General features: G+C 72.5%; 18 protein-coding genes. 10 read left to right on the top strand and 8 right to left on the bottom strand.

Annotated features, from left to right (window positions below; all coding sequences use genetic code 11):
* Window positions 1–51 precede the first annotated feature (51 nt).
* The gene (locus tag Actob_RS16945) at window positions 52–714 is read left to right on the top strand and encodes a Bax inhibitor-1/YccA family protein (protein ID WP_284921166.1); all 663 of its coding nucleotides are present in this window, start codon (window positions 52–54) and stop codon (window positions 712–714) included.
* 472 nt (window positions 715–1186) lie between these two features.
* On the opposite strand, the gene Actob_RS16950 is transcribed toward Actob_RS16945, so the two are convergent.
* From Actob_RS16950 to Actob_RS16960, 3 genes are all read right to left on the bottom strand, one after another.
* Complete coding sequence (locus Actob_RS16950; RefSeq protein ID WP_284921167.1) at window positions 1187–2137, bottom strand: TauD/TfdA dioxygenase family protein; 951 nt, start codon at window positions 2135–2137, stop codon at window positions 1187–1189.
* A 278-nt stretch (window positions 2138–2415) separates the two neighbouring features.
* Entirely contained in the window at window positions 2416–2976 is a 561-nt protein-coding gene (locus Actob_RS16955) for a TetR/AcrR family transcriptional regulator (RefSeq protein WP_284921168.1), read from the bottom strand.
* A complete protein-coding gene (locus Actob_RS16960) occupies window positions 2969–3802 on the bottom strand; it encodes an alpha/beta fold hydrolase (protein ID WP_284921169.1) in 834 nt (277 codons plus the stop codon). Before Actob_RS16960 ends, Actob_RS16955 begins: the two co-directional genes overlap by 8 nt.
* A gap of 508 nt (window positions 3803–4310) precedes the next feature.
* Between Actob_RS16960 and Actob_RS16965 the strand changes: the two genes are divergently transcribed.
* Both Actob_RS16965 and Actob_RS16970 read left to right on the top strand, forming a co-directional pair.
* On the top strand, window positions 4311–5441 hold the full coding sequence (locus tag Actob_RS16965; protein ID WP_284921170.1) for a protein kinase domain-containing protein: 1131 nt from the start codon (window positions 4311–4313) through the stop codon (window positions 5439–5441).
* Between the two features lie 172 nt (window positions 5442–5613).
* Entirely contained in the window at window positions 5614–5856 is a 243-nt protein-coding gene (locus tag Actob_RS16970) for a hypothetical protein (protein ID WP_284921171.1), read from the top strand.
* Between the two features lie 343 nt (window positions 5857–6199).
* Here Actob_RS16970 and Actob_RS16975 read toward each other — a convergent pair whose 3' ends face one another.
* On the bottom strand, window positions 6200–7138 hold the full coding sequence (locus Actob_RS16975) for an SDR family NAD(P)-dependent oxidoreductase (protein WP_284921172.1): 939 nt from the start codon (window positions 7136–7138) through the stop codon (window positions 6200–6202).
* Window positions 7139–7231: 93 nt separating this feature from the next.
* Window positions 7232–7897: an esterase/lipase family protein gene (locus Actob_RS16980; protein WP_284921173.1), complete on the bottom strand. Its 666-nt coding sequence runs from the start codon at window positions 7895–7897 to the stop codon at window positions 7232–7234.
* A 212-nt stretch (window positions 7898–8109) separates the two neighbouring features.
* On the opposite strand from Actob_RS16980, the gene Actob_RS16985 reads away from it, so the two are divergent.
* From Actob_RS16985 to Actob_RS17010, 6 genes are all read left to right on the top strand, one after another.
* Window positions 8110–9423, top strand: a complete 1314-nt coding sequence (locus Actob_RS16985) for a hypothetical protein (protein WP_284921174.1) — start codon at window positions 8110–8112, stop codon at window positions 9421–9423.
* A gap of 59 nt (window positions 9424–9482) precedes the next feature.
* Window positions 9483–11375: a hybrid sensor histidine kinase/response regulator gene (locus Actob_RS16990; RefSeq protein WP_284921175.1), complete on the top strand. Its 1893-nt coding sequence runs from the start codon at window positions 9483–9485 to the stop codon at window positions 11373–11375.
* An 88-nt stretch (window positions 11376–11463) separates the two neighbouring features.
* A complete protein-coding gene (locus Actob_RS16995; RefSeq protein WP_284921176.1) occupies window positions 11464–12129 on the top strand; it encodes an NAD(P)-binding protein in 666 nt (221 codons plus the stop codon).
* Window positions 12126–13388 carry a zinc-binding dehydrogenase gene (locus tag Actob_RS17000; RefSeq protein ID WP_284921177.1) on the top strand — a complete coding sequence of 421 codons (1263 nt, stop codon included), beginning with the start codon at window positions 12126–12128 and terminating at the stop codon, window positions 13386–13388. The genes Actob_RS16995 and Actob_RS17000 overlap by 4 nt, the downstream gene beginning before the upstream one ends.
* A gap of 86 nt (window positions 13389–13474) precedes the next feature.
* Window positions 13475–13681, top strand: a complete 207-nt coding sequence (locus tag Actob_RS17005) for a DUF7489 domain-containing protein (protein ID WP_284921178.1) — start codon at window positions 13475–13477, stop codon at window positions 13679–13681.
* An 88-nt stretch (window positions 13682–13769) separates the two neighbouring features.
* Entirely contained in the window at window positions 13770–14333 is a 564-nt protein-coding gene (locus tag Actob_RS17010) for a dihydrofolate reductase family protein (RefSeq protein WP_284921179.1), read from the top strand.
* Window positions 14334–14501: 168 nt separating this feature from the next.
* On the opposite strand, the gene Actob_RS17015 is transcribed toward Actob_RS17010, so the two are convergent.
* Window positions 14502–15173, bottom strand: a complete 672-nt coding sequence (locus Actob_RS17015; protein WP_284921180.1) for a GntR family transcriptional regulator — start codon at window positions 15171–15173, stop codon at window positions 14502–14504.
* A gap of 176 nt (window positions 15174–15349) precedes the next feature.
* Here Actob_RS17015 and Actob_RS17020 point away from each other — a divergent pair, with 176 nt between their 5' ends.
* A complete protein-coding gene (locus Actob_RS17020; RefSeq protein ID WP_284921181.1) occupies window positions 15350–16561 on the top strand; it encodes an MFS transporter in 1212 nt (403 codons plus the stop codon).
* Window positions 16562–16707: 146 nt separating this feature from the next.
* On the opposite strand, the gene Actob_RS17025 is transcribed toward Actob_RS17020, so the two are convergent.
* Together Actob_RS17025 and Actob_RS44025 are read right to left on the bottom strand one after the other, a co-directional pair.
* The gene (locus Actob_RS17025; protein ID WP_284921182.1) at window positions 16708–18840 is read right to left on the bottom strand and encodes an MMPL family transporter; all 2133 of its coding nucleotides are present in this window, start codon (window positions 18838–18840) and stop codon (window positions 16708–16710) included.
* Complete coding sequence (locus tag Actob_RS44025; protein WP_407653664.1) at window positions 18840–19124, bottom strand: hypothetical protein; 285 nt, start codon at window positions 19122–19124, stop codon at window positions 18840–18842. Before Actob_RS44025 ends, Actob_RS17025 begins: the two co-directional genes overlap by 1 nt.
* Window positions 19125–19129 lie beyond the last annotated feature (5 nt).

Here is a 19129-nt window from a genome sequence, read left to right on the forward strand (position 1 = left end):
TCATCCCTGGCGAGGGGTGTCCGGCCGGCCGCGGCGACCGAGAGTGGGGCGATGAGTGACGCCTACGCGTACCGGCCGGCCACCGGAGTCGCCGCCCGGGACCGCGGCCGCACCCTGTTCGCCCAGACGATGGGCTATGTCGCGGCCACCACCGCCCTGTTCGCGCTCGGCGCCTACCTGGGCCGGGACCTGCCGGCGTTCGCCGCGTTCGTCGCCTACCTGGCGTCGTTCGCGGCGCTGATCGCCATGCAGTTCACCGTCCGCCGGTCCCGGCCGGCGACGGTGGCGCTGCTCACCGGGTTCGGCCTGCTGATGGGCGTGGCGGTCGCCCCGACGCTGGTCTACTACGCCAGCACCGACCCGCAGGCGCTGTGGCAGGCCGGCGCCGCGACGGCGCTGTTCGTGGCCGGCTTCGGCGCGGCCGGTTACGCCACCCGCCGTGACCTGACCTTCCTGGTCCGGATCTGTTTCTGGGCCCTGCTCGCCCTGATCGTCTTCGGCATCGTGCTGATCTTCGTGAACATCCCGGGCGGCGCCCTGATCTACTCGGTGCTCGGCCTGGTGATCTTCGCCGGCTTCATCATGTTCGACTTCCAGCGCCTGCGTCGCTCCACCGACGTCGACGCGGCCCCGCTGCTGGCCGCCTCGATCTTCCTGGACATCCTCAACGTGTTCCTGTTCTTCCTCCGCATCTTCCGCGGCGGCAACCGCTGACTCGCGGCTTAAAGATCGAAAACCGCTTACGGTACGACCGGAGCCGTCCCGCCCGGCCTCCACCCCAGTCGTCCCATCCGAGCCTCTGCCGAGTCGTTCCGCTTGGTCTCCGCCCGAGTCGTCCCGCCCGGCCTCTGCCGAGTCGTTCCGCCCGGTCTCAGCCCGAGCAGTCGACGCTGCCGGCGTTGAACGGTGTGCGGTGTTGCCGGTGGTGACCATTGGCGGTGAGCGGCCTGCGGTGCTGCTGGCTTGAGTGGCCTGTCCTGCTGGCATGGTGACCCGCGGTGCTGCTGGCGTGGTGGCCTGCGGTGCTGCTGGCGTGGTGACCCGCGGTGCTGCTGGCGTGGTGGCCTGCGGTGCTGCTGGTGGTGCTGGTTGTGCGGTGTTGCCGGCGGCGCGCATCGTGCGGTGCCGCCGGCGTCCGGCCGCCGGGCGCGTCCCCGAGGTCACCGGCACCCGGTGCGTGCCCGAGTCAGGCCGCGGCCCCGGCGGGTTCCCGCTGAGCCCGGAACTCGGTGCCGGAGATCAGCTCGGAGACGAAGCCGTCTGGGCCGACCGGGCGTTCCCCGATCAGAGTGACGCGGTGCAGGGTGCGCCGCACGTCCAGGTGGTCGAGATCCTCCGGCGCCAGGTGGGCGGTGGCCCGATTGTCCCAGAAGGCGATGTCGCCCGGACGCCAGCGGAATCGCACGGTGTACGCCGGGCGGGCGATCTGGGCGAACAGCAGGTCCAGGATCTGCCGGCTCTCGGCCACCGACAGGCCCAGGATCTTGGTGGTGAAGCCCGGGTTGACGAACAGGGCGCGCTCGCCGGTCTCCGGGTGCACGCGCACCACCGGGTGCACCGCGACCAGCAGGTTCTTGTTGATCCGGTCCTGGTATCCGGGCAAGCCGCTGGCATCGACGCCGGCCAGGAAGCGGTGCTCGGCGCGTAGGCCGTCGACGAACTCGCGCAGCGGCTCGGACAGGCCCTCGTACGCGGCGACCAGGTTGCTCCAGGTGGTGTCGCCACCGAAGGCGGGCACCACCTCGGCGCGCAGGATCGAGGCGGCCGGCGGGTTGACCGCGGCGGTGACGTCGGTGTGCCAGCCGGCGTAGTAGCTGTACTGGCGGCGGCTCTGCTGCTTGCGGTCGATCCCGTACTGCTCCTCGTACCGGCGCGGATCGATGGTGAGGATCTCCGGCGCGTCCTCCGGGGCGGCGTCCTCGTGCGGGTGGGCGTGGGTGAGGTCGCCGAACTGCTGGGCGAACGCTATCTGCTGGGCGTGGTCGAGGTGCTGCTCCCGGAAGAAGACGACCTTGTGGATGTGCAGGGCGTCGCGGATCGCGGCGACGTCGTCCGCGTCGAGCGGGCTGGACAAGTCGACGCGAGAGATCTCGGCGCCGATCCGCCCGGCCACCCGGTCGATCTTGATGCTGCTCATGAGCGTTTCCCTTCGTCTGGCGTGCCTCCGATCAAATACCCGCTTTTCCTATATGTCAACTAGGATATTGGGGCCTGTAACCATCTGTCACGAGTCCGTAACGCGTGACCCGGGGATGTCTGGTCCGGAGCCGGCCGCGGGCTGGTGCCGTGGCGACCAAGGTGCACAGGTCGGATGACACGCCGTCCGGTCGACGGGTGTTGTATGTGGGTGTTTCGCGGACGCCGCCAGGCGCGCTCTGGGCCTCGCCTCGCACTCGGCCGGACTCCGAAACACAGCTAGGCGGACAGCCCGCGGTCCAGGAAGCCGATCATCCACGCGAAGCTCTCGTCGAGCTCGGTGTCCAGCTGGAACCCCCCGGCGGCCTCGAGCACCGCGAAACCGTGGAACAGGCTGCGCAGCATCCGCAGGGCGTGCACGGTGTCGGCCGGCGGCAGCCGGTATCCCGTCAGCACCGCGGCCAGCGAGTCCAGCACCCGGCCGCCCGCCGCGACCACCGGATCGTCCGGTGCGTCGGTGTCGAAGCGGATCGTCGTCGCGTACCGCCCCGGATGCCGCACCACGTAACGCCGGATCGTGCGGGCCGCCGCGGCGAGCGCGTCCCGCCCGGACCGGCCCTGGAGCGCGTCGCGCAGGGCGTCGCCCATCTCGGTGAGTGCCAGGGCCGCGATCCGCCGGTTCAGGTCGGCCTGGCTGCTGATGTGCTTGTAGAGCGACGGCGCCCGGATGCCGAGCCGCTCGGCGAGCAGGCCCATCGTCACGTTCGCCAGGCCGACCTCGTCGGCCAGGTCGGCGGCGGCGGTCACCACCGCGGCCGGGTCGAGGCCCGCCCTAGGCACCGGCGTGCGCCTTGAGGAACGGCAGCAGCAGCTCCACGGTCTCCTCCGGGAACTGGGTGTGCGGGTAGTGCCCGGCGCCCTCGATCACCTCGACCGTGCCGATCCCGGCCGGCATCGCCGCCACGATCGCCTCGCCCTCGGCGCGCGGGTCGGCCCAGTCCGGGTCGAGCGAGCCCTCGATGATCAGCGCGGGCACCCGCACGTCGCCCAGCCGCGCCCCCGCGTCGGCCGGGGTGGACTTGCCCATCGCCCGCATCGCACCCATCCGGTCCGGGTCGGCGAGCATGCCGGCCATGCCCCGCAGCTGCTCGTCCCAGTCGGCCGGCCGGCGACCGGGAACCGCGATGTCCAGGTAACGGTGCCACCAGCTCACACTGCCCAGGATGCCGGTCAGCAGCAGCCGGGTCATGCCGATCCGGAACCGCTTCACCCGCAGGTCGCCGAGCGCTATCGACTGCTTGCGGGTGAACGGCGCCAGCTCCACGATCCCGCTGATCAGCTCGGGCGCCCGGGCCGCCGCGATGGTGGCCGCGCCGCCGGAGATCGAGTGCCCGACCAGCACCGCCGGCCCGCCGAGGTGCCGGATCAGGGCGATCAGGTCACCGGCGATGTCGGCGCGGGTGTAGGACGGCCACCGCGCGCTCGACTCGCCGGTCCCGCGGATGTCTGTCGCGACGACCCGGTAACCCGCCGCGACCAGCCGCGGCACGACGAACCGGTAGGCCGCGCGGGTGTCACCCATCCCCTGCGCCAGCACCACCAGCGGCCCGGAGCCGCTGATCTCGTAGGCGATCGTGCCGCCGTCGACGGTGAGCATCTCGGTCATGACAACTCCTGGGGTTTGGCTAATGTCGTTAGCCATAAGCTAATGCTATTAGCTTTAGCCGTCAACCCTCGATGTCCGCGCGCGGTCCGCGCCCGGTTGCGGCCGCCATTTCCCGGTACGGCCACAGCTCCCGGCCGGCGGAGGACGTGTGCGCGGGCGACGGCCGCGGCGGGAGCGGCATGAGCGGCGGTCGGGCCGGGAGCGGCTCGGGGCGGCGGCCGCGGCGGTGTGGCGACGGCGGTGACGGCGACGGCGGTGACGGCGGAGGTGGCGACGTGGTGACGGCGGAGGTGGTGACGGCGGAGGTGGTGACGGCGGCGGCCGAGGTGGGACCGGCTCGGGCGACGGCCTCGGCGGGACCGCTCCGGGCGTACCCCAATCGGGGTGAGAGTGACCGGCGGCGGACCGCGACCGGTCAGCGGGGGAGAGGCGATGCCGGAGGCGAGCCGGTCACCCGTCCGAGATCGCGCCGGTGCCGGCCGGGCGACGCTTGTGGCAGTGTGGCGCGATGGCGCGGCAGGTGCTCGGTGACCGATATGAATTACGTTCGCTGTTGGGCCGGGGCGGGATGGCCGAGGTGTGGCACGGTGTCGACCGGCGGCTGGGGCGGGCGGTCGCGGTCAAGGTGATGCGGGCCTCCGGGCGGCCTGACTCGTCGCTGCCGGCCCGGTTCGATCGGGAGGCGCGGACGGTGGCCGGGCTGTCGCACCCGAACATCGTCCCGGTGCACGACGTCGGTGCCCACCACGGCGTGCCCTACCTGGTGATGGAGCTGGTCGACGGGCGCACCCTGGCCGACCTGCTGGACGACGGGCCGCTGCCGGTGGCCGAGGCGGTCCGGATCGCGATCGAGGTGTGCGCGGCGCTGGAGGCGGCGGCCGAGGCGGGCGTGGTGCACCGCGACCTGAAACCGGCCAACATCCTGATCACCGGCGACGGACGGGTGAAGGTGTGCGACTTCGGGCTGGCCCGGCGGGCCGGTGCCGCACACGCCGAGCTGACCGGAACCGCACAGATGATCGGTACCTGCGGCTACATGGCGCCGGAGCAGGTGACGGGCAGTTCCGTCGACGCCCGCACCGACCTGTACGGCCTCGGCTGCGTGCTCTACACGATGCTGACCGGGCAGCCGCCGTTCGTCGGCGACAGCGCCATGGAGGTCGCCTGGAAACATGTGGAGAGCACCGCGGAGCCGGTCTCGCTGCGCCGGCCGGACCTGCCGGTGGAACTGGACCGGCTCCTGCGGGCGCTGCTGGCGAAGTATCCGGCGGATCGGCCGGCCGGCCCGGGCGAGGTGCTGGCCGTGCTGCGCGGGCTGGCCGGCGCCCCGCCGATCCCGGCGGCCGCGCGATCGGCGCGGCGCTGGTTCCGGCCGGCCGCGCTGGGCGTCGCCGCGGTGGTCGCGATCGGCTGTCTCGTCGCCCTGACGCCACCGGACCGGCCCGGGCGCTCCGAGTCGCCGCCGGTGCCGCGGGCCAGCGGCCCGAGTCCGGCGGTGAGCCAGGCGGCGCCGGCCGTCACCCGGACCGGAGCGGCCCGGATCGAGCCGACCAGAGCCGGCATCGGGCGCTGCGTGACCCCGGGGCGGGGACGGCCGCCGGGCAACCGGCGCGGCGGCTGCCCGGGAGCCAGGCGTTGATCGCCCGGATCCGGGTAGCCGGAGATCATGGGGGATGAGATCAACGAGTACCTGGCCCGGCACACCGGCGACCTGGCCGGCTGGGTGGGTATCCCGTCGGTGGCCGGGGTGCCCGAGCACGCCCGGGACGTGATCCCGCCGACCGGCGCCCGACGACCTCCCCGCGCTGGCTGTGCTCGCCGAGGCCACGGAGGCCGGTTTCGGCGTTCCGCCGGGCCGGATGGGCAACGCCGGCAGCGGTCCGGCGGCCCTGCTGGCCGAGCGGCTCGGCGCGCCGCTGCTGTTCTTCGGCACCGGGTTGCCGGAGGACCGCTGGCACGACAGCGACGAGCGAGCCGGCGTGTCGATGCTGGTGCGCGGTGCCGCCACGCTCGCGCCCTTCTGGCAGCGCCTGGCCGCCTCCGCCCAGCGCTGACCGCTCACCGTGAGCACGCCCGGCAAGGCGTCCTGGCTGGGCCTTCCGCGGACTTGAGCACATGGCGCGCCATCTCGTCGGCGGGCCAGGGGCCTGTCGGTCACCGTCGCGGCCGCCACCCGCGGTCCGTGCGTCGGGTAGCCGCGGCCGGAGATGAGCCGCAGCCGCATGAGCACCAGCCCGGTTTCTGGCTGGCTGTGGTGGTGGTCTCCGGGGTGCTGAGACCACCGTGGGCACCAGCCCGGTTTCTGGCTGGTCGTGGTGGTGGTCTCCGGGGTGCTGAGACCACCGTGGGCACCAGCCCGGTAGCCCGGGCGGTCAGCACGCCGGCGCGCTGACCGGGTCAGCGGGACAGGTGGCGGCGGGCGGTGATCGCGCCGGCCAGGGCCAGGCCGGCGACCGCGGCGCCGGTGGGCGCGGCCCACGGGCGCTTGCGGCCGCCGCGCACCGCCTCGGCGGCGGGAGGGGTCGGCGCGAAGACGTTTCCCTCGTGCGGCTCGACCGGCTCCCGGGACAGCCCGGCGACGCGCATCAGCGGGCCGACCAGCACGTCGTAGAGAGCGGGCGTCGCCACGAAGCCGAACTGGATGAGCCGGTTGGCGAGACCGACCGTCATGGTCGCCCGCGGGCGGCGGGCGCACCGCACGATCGCCGCGGCCACCTTCTCCGGCGTGTCGATCGGGGGCGGTGGGCGCCCGATCCGGCCGGCGAAGTTCGCCGCGTTGCGGTAGATCGGGGTGTCCACGGCGCCCGGCGACACCAGGCAGACCTGGATGCCGGGAGCGTCCCGGGTCTCCAGCCGCAGCGCCCGGACCAGCGCGCGCAGCCCCCACTTGCTGGTCACATAGGAACTCGTGTACGGCGTGACCACCGTCCCGAGCAGTGACCCGCCGAAGATCAGGGTCCCGGCCCGCTGACGGCGGAAGTGGGCCAGCGCGACCCGGGCCACGTTCGCCGCGCCGAGCAGGTCGGTGGTCACCACCTGGTCGAACACCTCGGCGGGTACGTCCTCGAACCGCCCGTACGCCATCACCGCCGCGGTGTGCACCCAGACGTCGACCCGGCCGAACGCGTCCACCACCGGGGCGAGTGACTCCGCTCGGGTCACGTCCGCGGGCACCACCCGAACCGGCGCGCCGAACGCCCGGCACTCGGCGGCGACCTCCCGCAGGGCGGGCTCCGACCGGGACACCAGCACCAGGCTCGCCCCGGCCCGCGCGAAGGCGAGCGCACTGGCGCGCCCCACGCCGCTCGACGCCCCGGTGACCACCACGACTTCCACGGCGACGATGTACCCGCCGGCGGGGCGGCCAATCCGGGTGCACGGCGGCGGCCGCGCGCCCGGGCGGGACGCGCGGCCGTACCGTGCTCGGGTCTAACTGGCGAGGAACGAGCGGACCTGGGCCAGGGTGACCGTGTCGGTCAGGTAGCCGATGTGCGTCTGGCAGGCCACGTAGTTGTTGGTGGCGCCGCTCAGGACGGTGCTGGTGTACGGGATGATGATCCCGTCGCACGGCGAGTACCACGTGCCGTACCTGGTGCTGCCCGGCGTCTCGTCGCCCGCGCTGAGCGTGTTGATGAACGACGAGCCGGGATACATCTGCTGGCAGGTGACGTAGGCCAGGCAGGCGCCGGCGTACGTGGTGCCGTGGTTGGCGCCGGCGATCGAGGCCAGGTGCCGGACGTACTGGGCGCCGCCGAGCTGCTTGAGGTACCAGAGGCTGACCAGGCCGCCCATCGAGTGGTTGACGATGTCGACCTGCGCGGCGCCGGTGCGGGCCCGGACCTGGTTGACGTAGGTCGCCAGCCCCTGCGCGTTGGTGATGTTGTTGCCGTACGAGTTGTACTCGTACGCGAACAGCTCGCTGCTGGAATAGCCGCCGGCGCGGAACACCGCCATCGCGGTGGTCCAGTTCGAGGCGCTACCGGTGTAACCGTGCACGAAGATCACCGGGGTCCCGGGCGCGGCGGCCGCGGGGAGGGCGGGGCTGAGCGCGAGCGCGGCCAGCAGCGCGGTGATCAGGACGACGAGACGACGCATGAGACCTCCAGGGAAGTTCGGGGTTTCTGCATCCTCAGTGCAAACTTCTGCCCGCACATCGGTGAAATCGCCGGCTTCGTGCCCGGGACCGCCCTGCTGCGCCGAACCGCCGAACATGCGGAAGGTGCGACTCCGGGATATCGGTTTTTTCGCAATATTTCCGGTAATGGACCGATGGGTACGGCGAGACGTCCGCGGAGGTGATGGTCCGGATGGTTCCGGAACAGGTCGGCGACTGGGTGCTCCACGAACTCCCCCGGCTCAACGAGGCGATCCTGCAAGATCACGCGCCACCCGAGCTGCTGGTCACCGAGTTGCACGAACACGTCCTCGACCACCTGCCGGAGGTCGCCCAGCTGACCCCGGCCCAGGCCCAGCGGCTGGTGGTGCATCTGGGTTTCGTCGGCGCCTCGGTGGCCCGGCACTACCAGGAGCACACCCCCGGCGGCACCGAGCATCCGGAGCGGGCCTTCGAGCCGCTCACCGTCGACGACCGGATTCCGTTCCGTACCTACTTCGCGACCCTCGCCGCGCACACCGGGACCGGCCACTACGACCGGGACAGCTACGCGTCGCTGGTGCGATGGAACGTCGGCACCGTCAAGGTCCGGATGCGCGACGAGGTGGTCGCCGAACTGCCCGGCGTCTTCGACGACGGCCGGATCCGCAGCTACACCGGCACGCCGGGGGAGGAGCGCTTCTTCGTCCTGGTCAAGCAGGGCGAGGCGATCGAACTCGCCGTCAACTGCTTCCTGGAGCCGCTCACCCGCGAGCACGCCGACCTGATCGGCGAGTGCGCCCGGCACCGCGTCCGCGAGGCCACCGCCCTGCTGGGCGCCCTGCGCCGGCTGTTCGTCGAGTTCGCCTCGCTGCCGCCCGAGCAGACCATGGACGCCGAGATGTTCATGGACGTGTTCCGGCAGTTCGCCGCGCACTGGACGCCGGACGACATCCCGCCCAGCGGCGCGCTGGACCCGGAGGCGCTGAAGCGGGACTTCTTGCTCGGCATCGCCGAACCCGGCTACGAGCAGCAGGCCCGCCGCCTGTTCCCGGCGTTGCTCGACCGGGAACGCGCCGAGATCGACGAGCTGATGTGCCAGCCCACCCTGCCGCAGCGGCTGCTCGCCGAGATCGGCGTGGAGGAGTCCACCCTGCGCCTGTCCGACGACGGCGATCTGCGCCGGCTCGTCGCCCACCACCCGGCGCTGGTCGACTGGTACCGGCTGCTCGCCATGCACGCCCGGGTCTCCGGGGCGCACCTGATGCTGAGCAAGAAGTTCCTGTTCAAGCCGCAGCGGCAGCGCGACGCGGCGGGGCTCGGCGACCAGCATCTGGTGTCGAACCGGGCCGGCACCACCGGGATGACCGAGACGTTCCTGGAACGCATCACCCGGGCCCGGCAGAACCACGCCCTAGCGCCGCTGCGCACGGTACTGATCGCGGAAAACCCGGCGACGACCGCCGATCCGGAGGTACGTTCCGGACGGGAAGCGGCCTCGCCGGTGGTGCTGGAACTGACCGGATGAGCGGAACTGACGACGGAGCCGGGGGCGCGGTGACGACACACCGGGGTGTCCGCCACCCGATGCCCGAACTGGGCCGCGACCAGTTGATGGCGCTGATCGACTACACCTCGGCGGTCATCTACATGCGTGACTCCGACGGGCGCTACCTGCTGGTCAACCGGGAGTACGAGCGCCTGTTCGGGCTGCGCCGCGAGGACATCGTCGGGCTCACCGACCACGACCTGTTCCCGCTGGAGGTGGCCGACGCGTTCCGGGAGAACGACCGGCAGGCGCTGGCCGGCGGGGTACCGGTGCAGATGGAGGAGCAGGCGCCCGGCGACGACGGGGTGCGCAACTACCTGACCATCAAGTTCCCGCTGATCGACGAGCGGGGCGTCGCGTACGCGGTGGCCGGCATCTCCACCGACATCACCGAGCGCAGCCGCGCCGAGGCCGCCCTGCGCGACAGCGAGGAACGGTTCCGGCTGCTCGCCGAGCACGCCCAGGACATCATCTTCCGCTACCGGCTGCGTCCCGACCCGGCGATGGAGTATCTGAGCCGGGCGGTCGAACCGACCACCGGTTTCGCCGCCGAGGACTTCTACGCCGATCCCGGGCTGATCCTGAGCCGGATCGAGCCCGAGGACCGCCCGACCTTCGAGAAGTCCTGGCGGGCCTCGCGGTCCAAGACGATCACGTTTCGCCTGCGCCGGCGCGACGGCGAGGTGGTCTGGATCGAGCAGCGGGCCAGCGCGGTCCCCGGCGACGACGGCGAGCCGGTCGCCGTCGAGGGCATCCTGCGCGACGTCACCGAGCGGGTGGCCGCCGAGCGGGAACGCGCCGAACTCGAACACCAGCTGCGTCAGTCGGAACGGCTCGACTCCCTGGGGCAGCTGGCCGGCGGCATCGCCCACGACTTCAACAACATCCTCGCGGTGATCTCCGGATACGCCGACATGCTCGTCGACGAACTCGGCGACGACCACCCCAGCACGCCCGACGCGACGGGCATCAAACAGGCCGCGGCGCGCGGCGCCGCGCTGACCCGCCAGCTGCTGCTGTTCAGCCGGTCGGAACCGTCGCAGGCCGAGCTGCTCGACCTCAACGCCGTCGCCTCGGACATGATGCGGCTGCTCGCCCGCACCCTGGGCGAGGACATCGAACTCGGCACCGCGCTGACCCCCGGCCTGCCGCCGGTCGTCATGGACCGCAGCAAACTGGAGCAGGTGGTGATGAACGCCGTGCTCAACGCCCGGGCCGCGATGCCCTCGGGCGGCCGGCTGACGATCAGTACCGGTCGAGAGCACGGCGGCAGCGGCGACGACCAGGTCTGCCTCGCGGTGACCGACACCGGCTCCGGGATGACCCCGGAGGTGCTGGCCCGGGCGTTCGAGCCGTTCTTCACCACCAAGGGCCGGGGCAGCGGCACCGGGCTGGGGCTGGCCACCGCGTACGGCGTGGTGACCGATGCGGGCGGCACGATCAGCCTGGAGTCGGAACCGGGCCGGGGCACCACGCTGCGGGTCCGGCTGCCGGCCGGCGCCGAGGGCGCGTCCGGGGTCGGCCCGGCCGCGCCGGCGGCTGCCCCCTCGACCGGCGACGGCCGGCGGATCCTGGTCGTCGAGGACGAGGAACAGGTCCGCGACATCGTCTGCCGGCTGCTGCGCAAGGCCGGTTACCGGGTGTTCGCGGCGCCGCACCCGGCCGAGGCGCTGCGCATGAGCCGCGACGACGGGCTCGCCTTCGACGTGCTCCTCACTGACGTGATCATGCCCGGCATGTCCGGCACCCAGCTCGCCGCGGAGCTGCGCCGCGACCGCCCCGAACTGCCGGTGCTCTTCATGTCCGGCTACACCAGCGGTCCGGCGCCCGGCGGTCAGGAGCTGCCCGCCGACGCGCCGCTGATCCGCAAGCCCTTCGAGGCGCAGACCCTGCTCAACGAGGTGCACCGGGTGGTCGCGGAGCGCGTCTGACCCCGCTCCCGGCCGCGGCCTTCCGGCACGGTTCGCTTTTCCCCACCGGGATCTGGCTTTCGGTACGGCTGGAGCGCACCATGCGGTGATGACGGAGACGCACGTGGACGTGCTCATCATCGGTGCCGGCATCTCGGGGATCGACGTCGCCTACCGGGTTCGCGAACGCTGCCCCGAGCTGAGCATCCGGATCGTCGAGGCGCGTGACCGGCTGGGCGGCACGTGGGACCTGTTCCGCTACCCGGGAGTCCGATCAGACTCGGACATCTACACGCTGGCGTTTCCGTTCCGGCCGTGGCGCGGGGAACGCTCCATCGTCGACGGCGACGAGTTGCTCGGGTACATCGAGGACACCGCCCGGGCCACCGGGATCGACCGGCTCATCGCGTACGAAACCAAGGTCTTCGAGGTCGACTGGTCCAGCCGGGACGCCCGCTGGACGGTGCGGGCCCGGCGCGGGAGCGAGGACGTCGAGTACGTCGCGCGCTTCGTGGTCTGCTGCGCGGGCTACTACGACTACGACAATCCGCACGACCCGGGGTTCGCGGCCCCGGCCGACCTCGGGCCGACCGGGCCGTTCATGGACATGCGCTCCGGCTACCTGGCCCGCGCCGCGGCGATCATGCCGCGCGCCGGGCGACGATATCCGTGGGCGTTCCGGCAGAACGTCATGCGCGACGTGTGGGCCACCAACCGGGCCCGCCTCGACGAGGACCTGCACTGGTCCCGGGTCCGCGAGGAGGCCGGCGCGTGAGGGCCGTCGTGGTCCGGGACGGCATCCTGGAGGTGACCGAGATGCCGCTGCCGGTGCCCGGCCCCGGGCAGATCCGGCTGCGGGTGACCCGGGCCGGCATCTGCGGCTCCGACCTGCATGTCCGCCACGACGCGGACGCCAGCGCCGACGTCGCGGCCGAGGTCGGCTACCCCGCCTTCATGCGGCGCGGGGAGAGCGTGGTGATGGGGCACGAGTTCACCGGCACCGTCGACGAGTACGGCCCGGGATGCCGGCGCCGGTGGCGGCCCGGACAGGCGGTGGTGTCGCTGCCCCTGATCCGGCACGGCGACGAGATCCACATGACCGGGCTGTCGGCGAAGGCGCCCGGGGCGTACGCCGAATATGTCCTGGTCGCCGAGGACGTGACGATGCCGGTCCCGGACGGCGTCGAACCCGGCCTCGCGGCGCTCACCGAGCCACTGGCCGTGGCGCATCACGCGGTCCGGCGAGGCCAGGTGGCGAGGAACGACATCGCGGTGGTCATCGGGTGCGGGCCGATCGGGCTCGCGGTGATCCTGATGCTCAAGGCGGCCGGCGTACGCAAGGTGGTCGCCAGCGACCTCACCGGACGCCGCCGGGAGCTGGCCCGCGCCTGCGGCGCCGACGTGGTGGTCGACCCGGCCACCGGGTCACCCTGGGCCGGGCTCGGGCTGGTCACCTCGGCACCGGAGCTCTTCGGCACCGGCCTGACCGCCCTGCACGCTCTCCGCAGGGTGCGCGGCCTGCCCTGGTGGACGGTGCTGCGGACGGCCCAGCGCCTGGGCGCCGGCCCGCGCGGCGCCGTGGTGTTCGAGTGCGTCGGCGTCCCCGGCGTGATCGAGGACATCGTCACGCACGCCCCGTTCCGCTCGCGGGTCGTGGTCGTCGGCGTCTGCATGCGGCCCGACACGTTCCGCCCGACGATGGCCAGCAACAAGGAGATCGACCTGCGGTTCTCGTTCTGCTACGACCCGGCCGAGTTCCGCGACACCCTGCACATGATCGCGAGACGCCGCATCGACCCGCGGCCGCTGCTGACCGGCGTGGTCGGGCTCTCCGGCGTGGCCGAGGCCTTCGACCAGCTGGCCGGGGCCGGCCACCACGCCAAGATCCTGGTCGACCCGATCGGTTCGTCGCTGTCGGCCGACCCGACCGGCCCGTCTCAGTCGGCCGACCCGAGTGGCCCGTCTCAGTCGGCCGGCCCGAGTGGCGACTCCCTGTCGGCCGACCCGACCGGATCGTCGCCGGGCTCCTCCTGAAGTCGCAGGCGGGAAGCCCTACCTGCGGCCGACGCGCCCCGGCCCGCGGATTTCTACCGTGGACGGATGAGGTCAGGGGAGGGGCGATGAGGGCCGATGGGCGTGCCTGGAGCGGGACGGTGGTCAAGAAGTCACGCGGGCTGCTGGACGGGGCGAACCTGTACCGGCGGCTCGAGGTCCGGCTCGACGACGGGGAAGAGCTGGAGGTGCGCGTCCCACGCGGCGTGTGGGACGAGGTGCGGGTGGGGGATCGGCTGGTGAAGCCGGCGGGCGGGAGCGCGCGTCGCGGCTGACGAAAAACTGTCGGTGGGGGATGTCAAGGTGGGCCGGCCGGCTCCGACCACCTGTCGACGAGCGGACAGCAGTGCCGAGGGAGCAACGATGCGCAAGATCATTTACTGGGTGCACACGTCGGTCGACGGCTTCATCGACGGGCCGGACGGGGAGTTCGACTGGCCGGTCATGGGGCCCGAGCTGTCGGCGTATTCGGAGGCGCTCAACGAGCGGGTCGACACGCTGCTGTACGGGCGGCCGGTGTGGCAGATGATGGTGGGGTTCTGGCCGGCCGCCGAGTCGCTCTCCCCGGACCCGCACACGCGCGCCTTCGCCCCGTTCTGGCGGGCCACCCCGAAAATCGTCTTCTCCCGCGATTTTCCGGGCGACGACTGGACGAGCCGCGTCATCCGGGACGACCTGGCCGGTGAGGTCGCCGCGCTGAAGGCCGCGCCCGGCAAGGACCTGCTGCTCACCGGCGGGGCGAGCCTGGCCGCCGCGCTGACCGCGCACGGTCTCGTCGACGAGTACCACGTGGCGGTGCATCCGGTGGTCCTGGGCGGCGGGCGCCAGCTGTTCGCCACCCCGAAACAGCGCCTCAACCTGCGCACCGCTCAGTCCCGCCTGGTCGACGGCAACGTCGTCGTGACCACCTACCGGCCGGCGGCCTGAGGGGCCTCGCTCTGAACCGACAGCGGGTCGTACCGGAATGGTGGCCTGGACCGGCGGCGGGTCATGCCGGAACGGCGGTCTGGACCGGCGGCGGGTCGTACCGGGAAATGGCGGTCTGGATCGGGTGCGGGCCGTGCCGGAAAGGGCGATCCGGAGCCCGGCCGGGCGTCAGGCTCGGGTCGTGGAGCGGAAGCTGCGCGGGGCGTCGCCGAACTGGGGGGCGTAATTGTCGGCCAGGTGCTGGCGCAGGGCGTCCGCGAAACCCTCGTCGTCGCCGGTGCGGAGGCGTTCGACGAGGTTTTCGTGTTCGGCGAGGATCTCGGCGGAGCGGGACAGGATGAAGTCGCCCTTGCTGAACAGCACGAAGCGCTGACGGTCGGCCAGGCGGTCGTTGAGTTCGAGCAGGATGTCGTTGCCGGCGGCCTCGACGAAAGCGCGGTGGAAGGCGATCGTCAACTCGATGAAGCGGCGCACGTCCCGGGCCTGGAACGCGGTGCGCTGCGCGGCGATCGAGGCGCGCAGGCGGTCGGCCAGCGCCTCCCGGGCCTCCGGGGTGGCGCGGCTCGCGCCGCTGGACTCCAGGACCAGGCGGGCGTCGGCGAGGTCGGCGACCGCCTGGGAACCGAGGCCGCGGACGAGCGCGCCGCGCTTGGGATAGATGGCGATCCAGCCCTCGTCCTGCAGACGGGAGAGGGCGGTCCGGACCGGGGTGCGGCTGACACCGATCTCGGCGGCGAGTGACTCCTCGCCGAGCATGGCCCCGGCCGGATGGACGCCGTTGAGGATGCCGTCGCGGATCGTCTGGTACGCCCGCTCGGCCGCACTCGCACTGCCCGTCAACGACACTCCCCACCCGGATGACTCTGCCTCCGCAGGGTATCCGCTCGGCGCCGGAAAGGCCCTCGTGACTCGGCCGCCGCACGGTATCCGCTCGGGCCGGGGAAAGCCCTCGAGAGCCGCCGGACCGCCCGTAAATCGCCTTCCGGTCGTGGGATACATGATGTATACAAGACGCCATGACTCAAACGCGTGAGGCGCTGCAGCAACGGACGCTCGGCGTCGTCATGGCATCGCAGGTGTTCAGCGGGGCCGGGTTGGCGGCCGGCGTCACCGTCGGCGCGCTGCTCGCGGAGCAGATGCTCGGCGCCAGCTCGCTCTCCGGCCTGCCCGGTGCGCTGTACACGGCCGGTTCCGCGGCGACGGCCCTGCTCGTCGGGCGGCTGTCCCAGCGGCTCGGCCGGCGGGCCGGGCTGGTCGCCGGATACGCGGCCGGTGCGCTCGGCGGTTTCGGCGTCGTGGTGGCCGCCGCCGTGGACAGCGTCGTGCTGCTGATGCTGTCGCTGCTCGTCTACGGCGCCGGCACCGCCACCAACCTGCAGGCTCGCTACGCCGGCGCCGACCTGGCCGACGCCGGCCGCCGCGGCCGCGCGGTCAGCTCGGTGCTGGTCGCGACGACCGTCGGTGCGATCGTCGGCCCCAACCTGGTCGCGGCCACCGGGCGGGTCGCCGAGCGGTTCGGCATCCCGGCGCTGGCCGGGCCGTTCGCGCTGGCCGGTCTCGCCTACGCGATCGCCGGGCTGATCCTGTTCGCGCTGCTGCGCCCCGATCCGCTGCGGGTCTCCCGCACCCTGGAGCCGCCGGCCACCGAGGCGGTCCCGGCGCGGCGGTTCTCCGGTGGCGTGATCGCCGGCGCGGCCACGATGATCCTCACGCAGCTGGTGATGGTCGCGGTCATGACGATGACCCCGGTCCACATGCGCGCGCACGGGCACGACCTGGCCGCCACCGGGCTGGTCATCGCGGCGCACATCGCCGCGATGTATCTGCCGTCGCCGATCACCGGGATCCTCGTCGACCGGGTCGGGCGGATGCCGGTGGCGGTCGGCGCCGGGGTGACCCTGCTGGCCGCCGGTCTGGTCGCGGCGGCCGCGCCGGAGGACTCGGTGCTGCTGGTCGCGCTGGCCCTGGGCCTGCTCGGCCTCGGCTGGAATCTCGGGCTGGTCGCCGGCACCGCTCTGATCACCGATGCGGTGCCGCTGGCGAGCCGGGCCCGGACCCAGGGAGCCGTCGACCTGTGCGTCGCGCTCGCCGGGGCCGGCGGCGGGCTCGCCAGTGGGCTGGTGATGGCGGCCACCAGCTATGCGGCTTTGTCGATGCTGGGCGGGGTGCTGGGCCTGGCGGTCATCCCGTTCGTGGTGACCCGGGGCCGCCGGCCGGTTCCGGCCTGAGGGCGCGTCGCCGCCGGCGAGCGCGGACCCGGCCGCGGCTTCCGGCACGCTCGCGGTCACTGTCACCACGATTTCCGGTACGGCCGGGGCGCGCGCTCCAGCCGTACCGAAATCGTGGTCAACCGTGATCTGAAACGGACCGTGGACTAACCGGCGATCGTCGCCTCGGTCCGGCGGCGGTCCATGTCGCCGTGGCCGGGCCACCAGGCGGCGTGCCCGATCAGCGCGGTCAGCGACGGCACCAGGAACATCGACATGACGAACGCGGCCAGCAGGATGCCGGTCGCCACCGAGAAGCCGATCTGCCGCAGGAACGACACCGGGGCGAGGGCCAGCACCGCGAACGTGCCGGCCAGGATCACGCCGGCGGCGGCCACCGACGGGCCGGCGTGCTGGACCGCCAGCGCGGCGGCGGCGCGGGGCTCGTTGCCGGCGCGGGCCTCCTCGCGGAGCCGGGCGATCATCAGGATGTTGTAGTCGGTGCCGATCGCCAGGACGAACAGGTAGAGCACGATCGGCAGCTGGAACGTCACGCCGGGATGGCCGGCCACGCCCTGGAACAGGTAGACGGCGGCGCCCAGGGTGGCGGCGAAGTTCAGCAGCACCGCGAAGACCAGGTAGAGCGGCGCCACGACGCTGCGCAGCAGCAGACCCAGGATGACCGCGATCAGCACGGCCGCCACCGGCAGGATGACCGACAGGTCCCGGTTGTTCGCCGAGTTGATGTCGGCGAACAGCGCCGTGGTGCCGCCGACCACGACCTTGGTGCCGGGCGGCGCGATGCCGTGCAGGTCACCGCGGAGATGGTCGTGGACCAGGGTGATCGCGTCGTTGGACGCCGGATTCACGCTGAGCAGCAGGCTGAACCGGGCGACAGTGCCGTCGGTGCCCGTCACCGGTGGCTGCACGCCGCCGACGCCGGTCACCTTGGCGGCCGCCGCGGCGAACCCCGCGAGCTGCGCGTCGGTCAGTTCACCGCCGTCGGTGGTGGTCAGGTACGCCTCGGTCGGGTCGAGCGCGCCCTGCGGGAAGCCGCGTTCCAGGTCGGCGGCCGCCTTCGCGGACTCGGTGGTGCTCGGGAACCCGGCCGCGAAGTCGTAGTCCGCCTTGAACAGCAGCACCCCGCTGGCCAGCGCGATCAGCACCAGGCCGGAGGCGGCCGCGGCCACCGCCGGACGCCGGCCCAGCGCCGCGCCGATCCGGGCGAACCGGGTGCCCTTCGGCTCCCGCCGCCACGCCTTCGACGGCCAGAACGTCGCCGGTCCGATCAGGCTGACCAGGGCCGGGATCAGGGTCAGGCCGGTGACCAGCATGACGAAGACGGCGATCGCCAGCGCCGGGCCGAGCGACCCGAACCCGCCGAAAGTGGCCAGCAGCAGCACCAGGAAGGCGACGATGACGGCGGCCGCGGCCGAGGTGATCACCTCGCCGACCCGGGCGACGGCCTCGGCCATCGCTGTCTTCTTGTCCACCCCGGCGCGCAGCCGCTCGCGGTAGCGGAACAGCAGGAAGAGCAGGTAGTCGGTGCCGATGCCGTAGAGCACGATCAGCAGCAGGGTCTGCAGGCTCTGGTCGACGTTGAAGTCGAACAGCCGGCCGGCCGCCGCGATCAGGTTCGACGAGACCTGCATGACCACGCTGATCACCACGATCGGCAGCAGCGCCGCGATCGGACTCCGGAAGATGATCAGGATCAGCACGATGATGAGGACGAACGTGGCCGTCCCGACCACGGTGAACGCCGTGGTGAACGTGTCGTTGTTGTCCACCACCTGGGCCACCTGGCCGGCCACCCCGGCACTCAGCGCGGACCCGGCCAGCTGCGTCTTGATCACCTCGCGGGTCCGCTCGACCGCCGCCAGCTGGGCCTGCGCGTCGGTGGCGGCCGCTGTCACCGGAATGGAGATCAGCTGGACCAGCCTGTTCGGCGCGACCGCCCGCGGACCGGTCAGCGGCTGCCCGACGCCGGCGATGTGGGCGTTGCCGATCGCGGTGGCCAGGGCTTGTGACTTCGCCTGGTCGTCAGCGGTGAGCGGGCCGCCGTCGGAGCGTTTCACCACCACGATCGCGGTGGACGTGGCCTGCTCCGGGAAGGCCTTCTTGGCCAGGTCGATGGCCTGCACCGACTCGTAGCTGCCGGGCAGGAAGCTGCCCTGGTCACCGCTGGTGATCTCGGAGAGGCTGGGCAGCAGTCCGATGATCAGGACCGCGCCGACCAGCCAGCCCCCGATCACCCACCACGCCCGCCGGACCACGAACCTGCCCCACTTGTCAAACATCACCGCTCCCGGTTGAACAGTTGTTTCGACCAGAGGTATCCGCCGAGTGCCATGGCAGCACATCGAGCCAACGCGATCCGTCCGTCGATCGCCGCCTGCCCGAACCGGTCCAGCAGCCGGGTGGCACGTCGCCGGCCGCCGGCCCGGGTGGTGGTCTTGCCCGCGCTGTTCGCGTCGAGCAGGGCGAAGACGGTTCCGCCGGGCGCGGTTGGGTCGAGGCCGTCGAGCACGACCTGGTCGCCTAACGACTTGCGGAGACCGGAGACGGTGATCGCCGTGGTCATGGGGG

This window comes from Actinoplanes oblitus, assembly GCF_030252345.1.
Taxonomy (GTDB): Bacteria; Actinomycetota; Actinomycetes; order Mycobacteriales; family Micromonosporaceae; genus Actinoplanes; species Actinoplanes oblitus.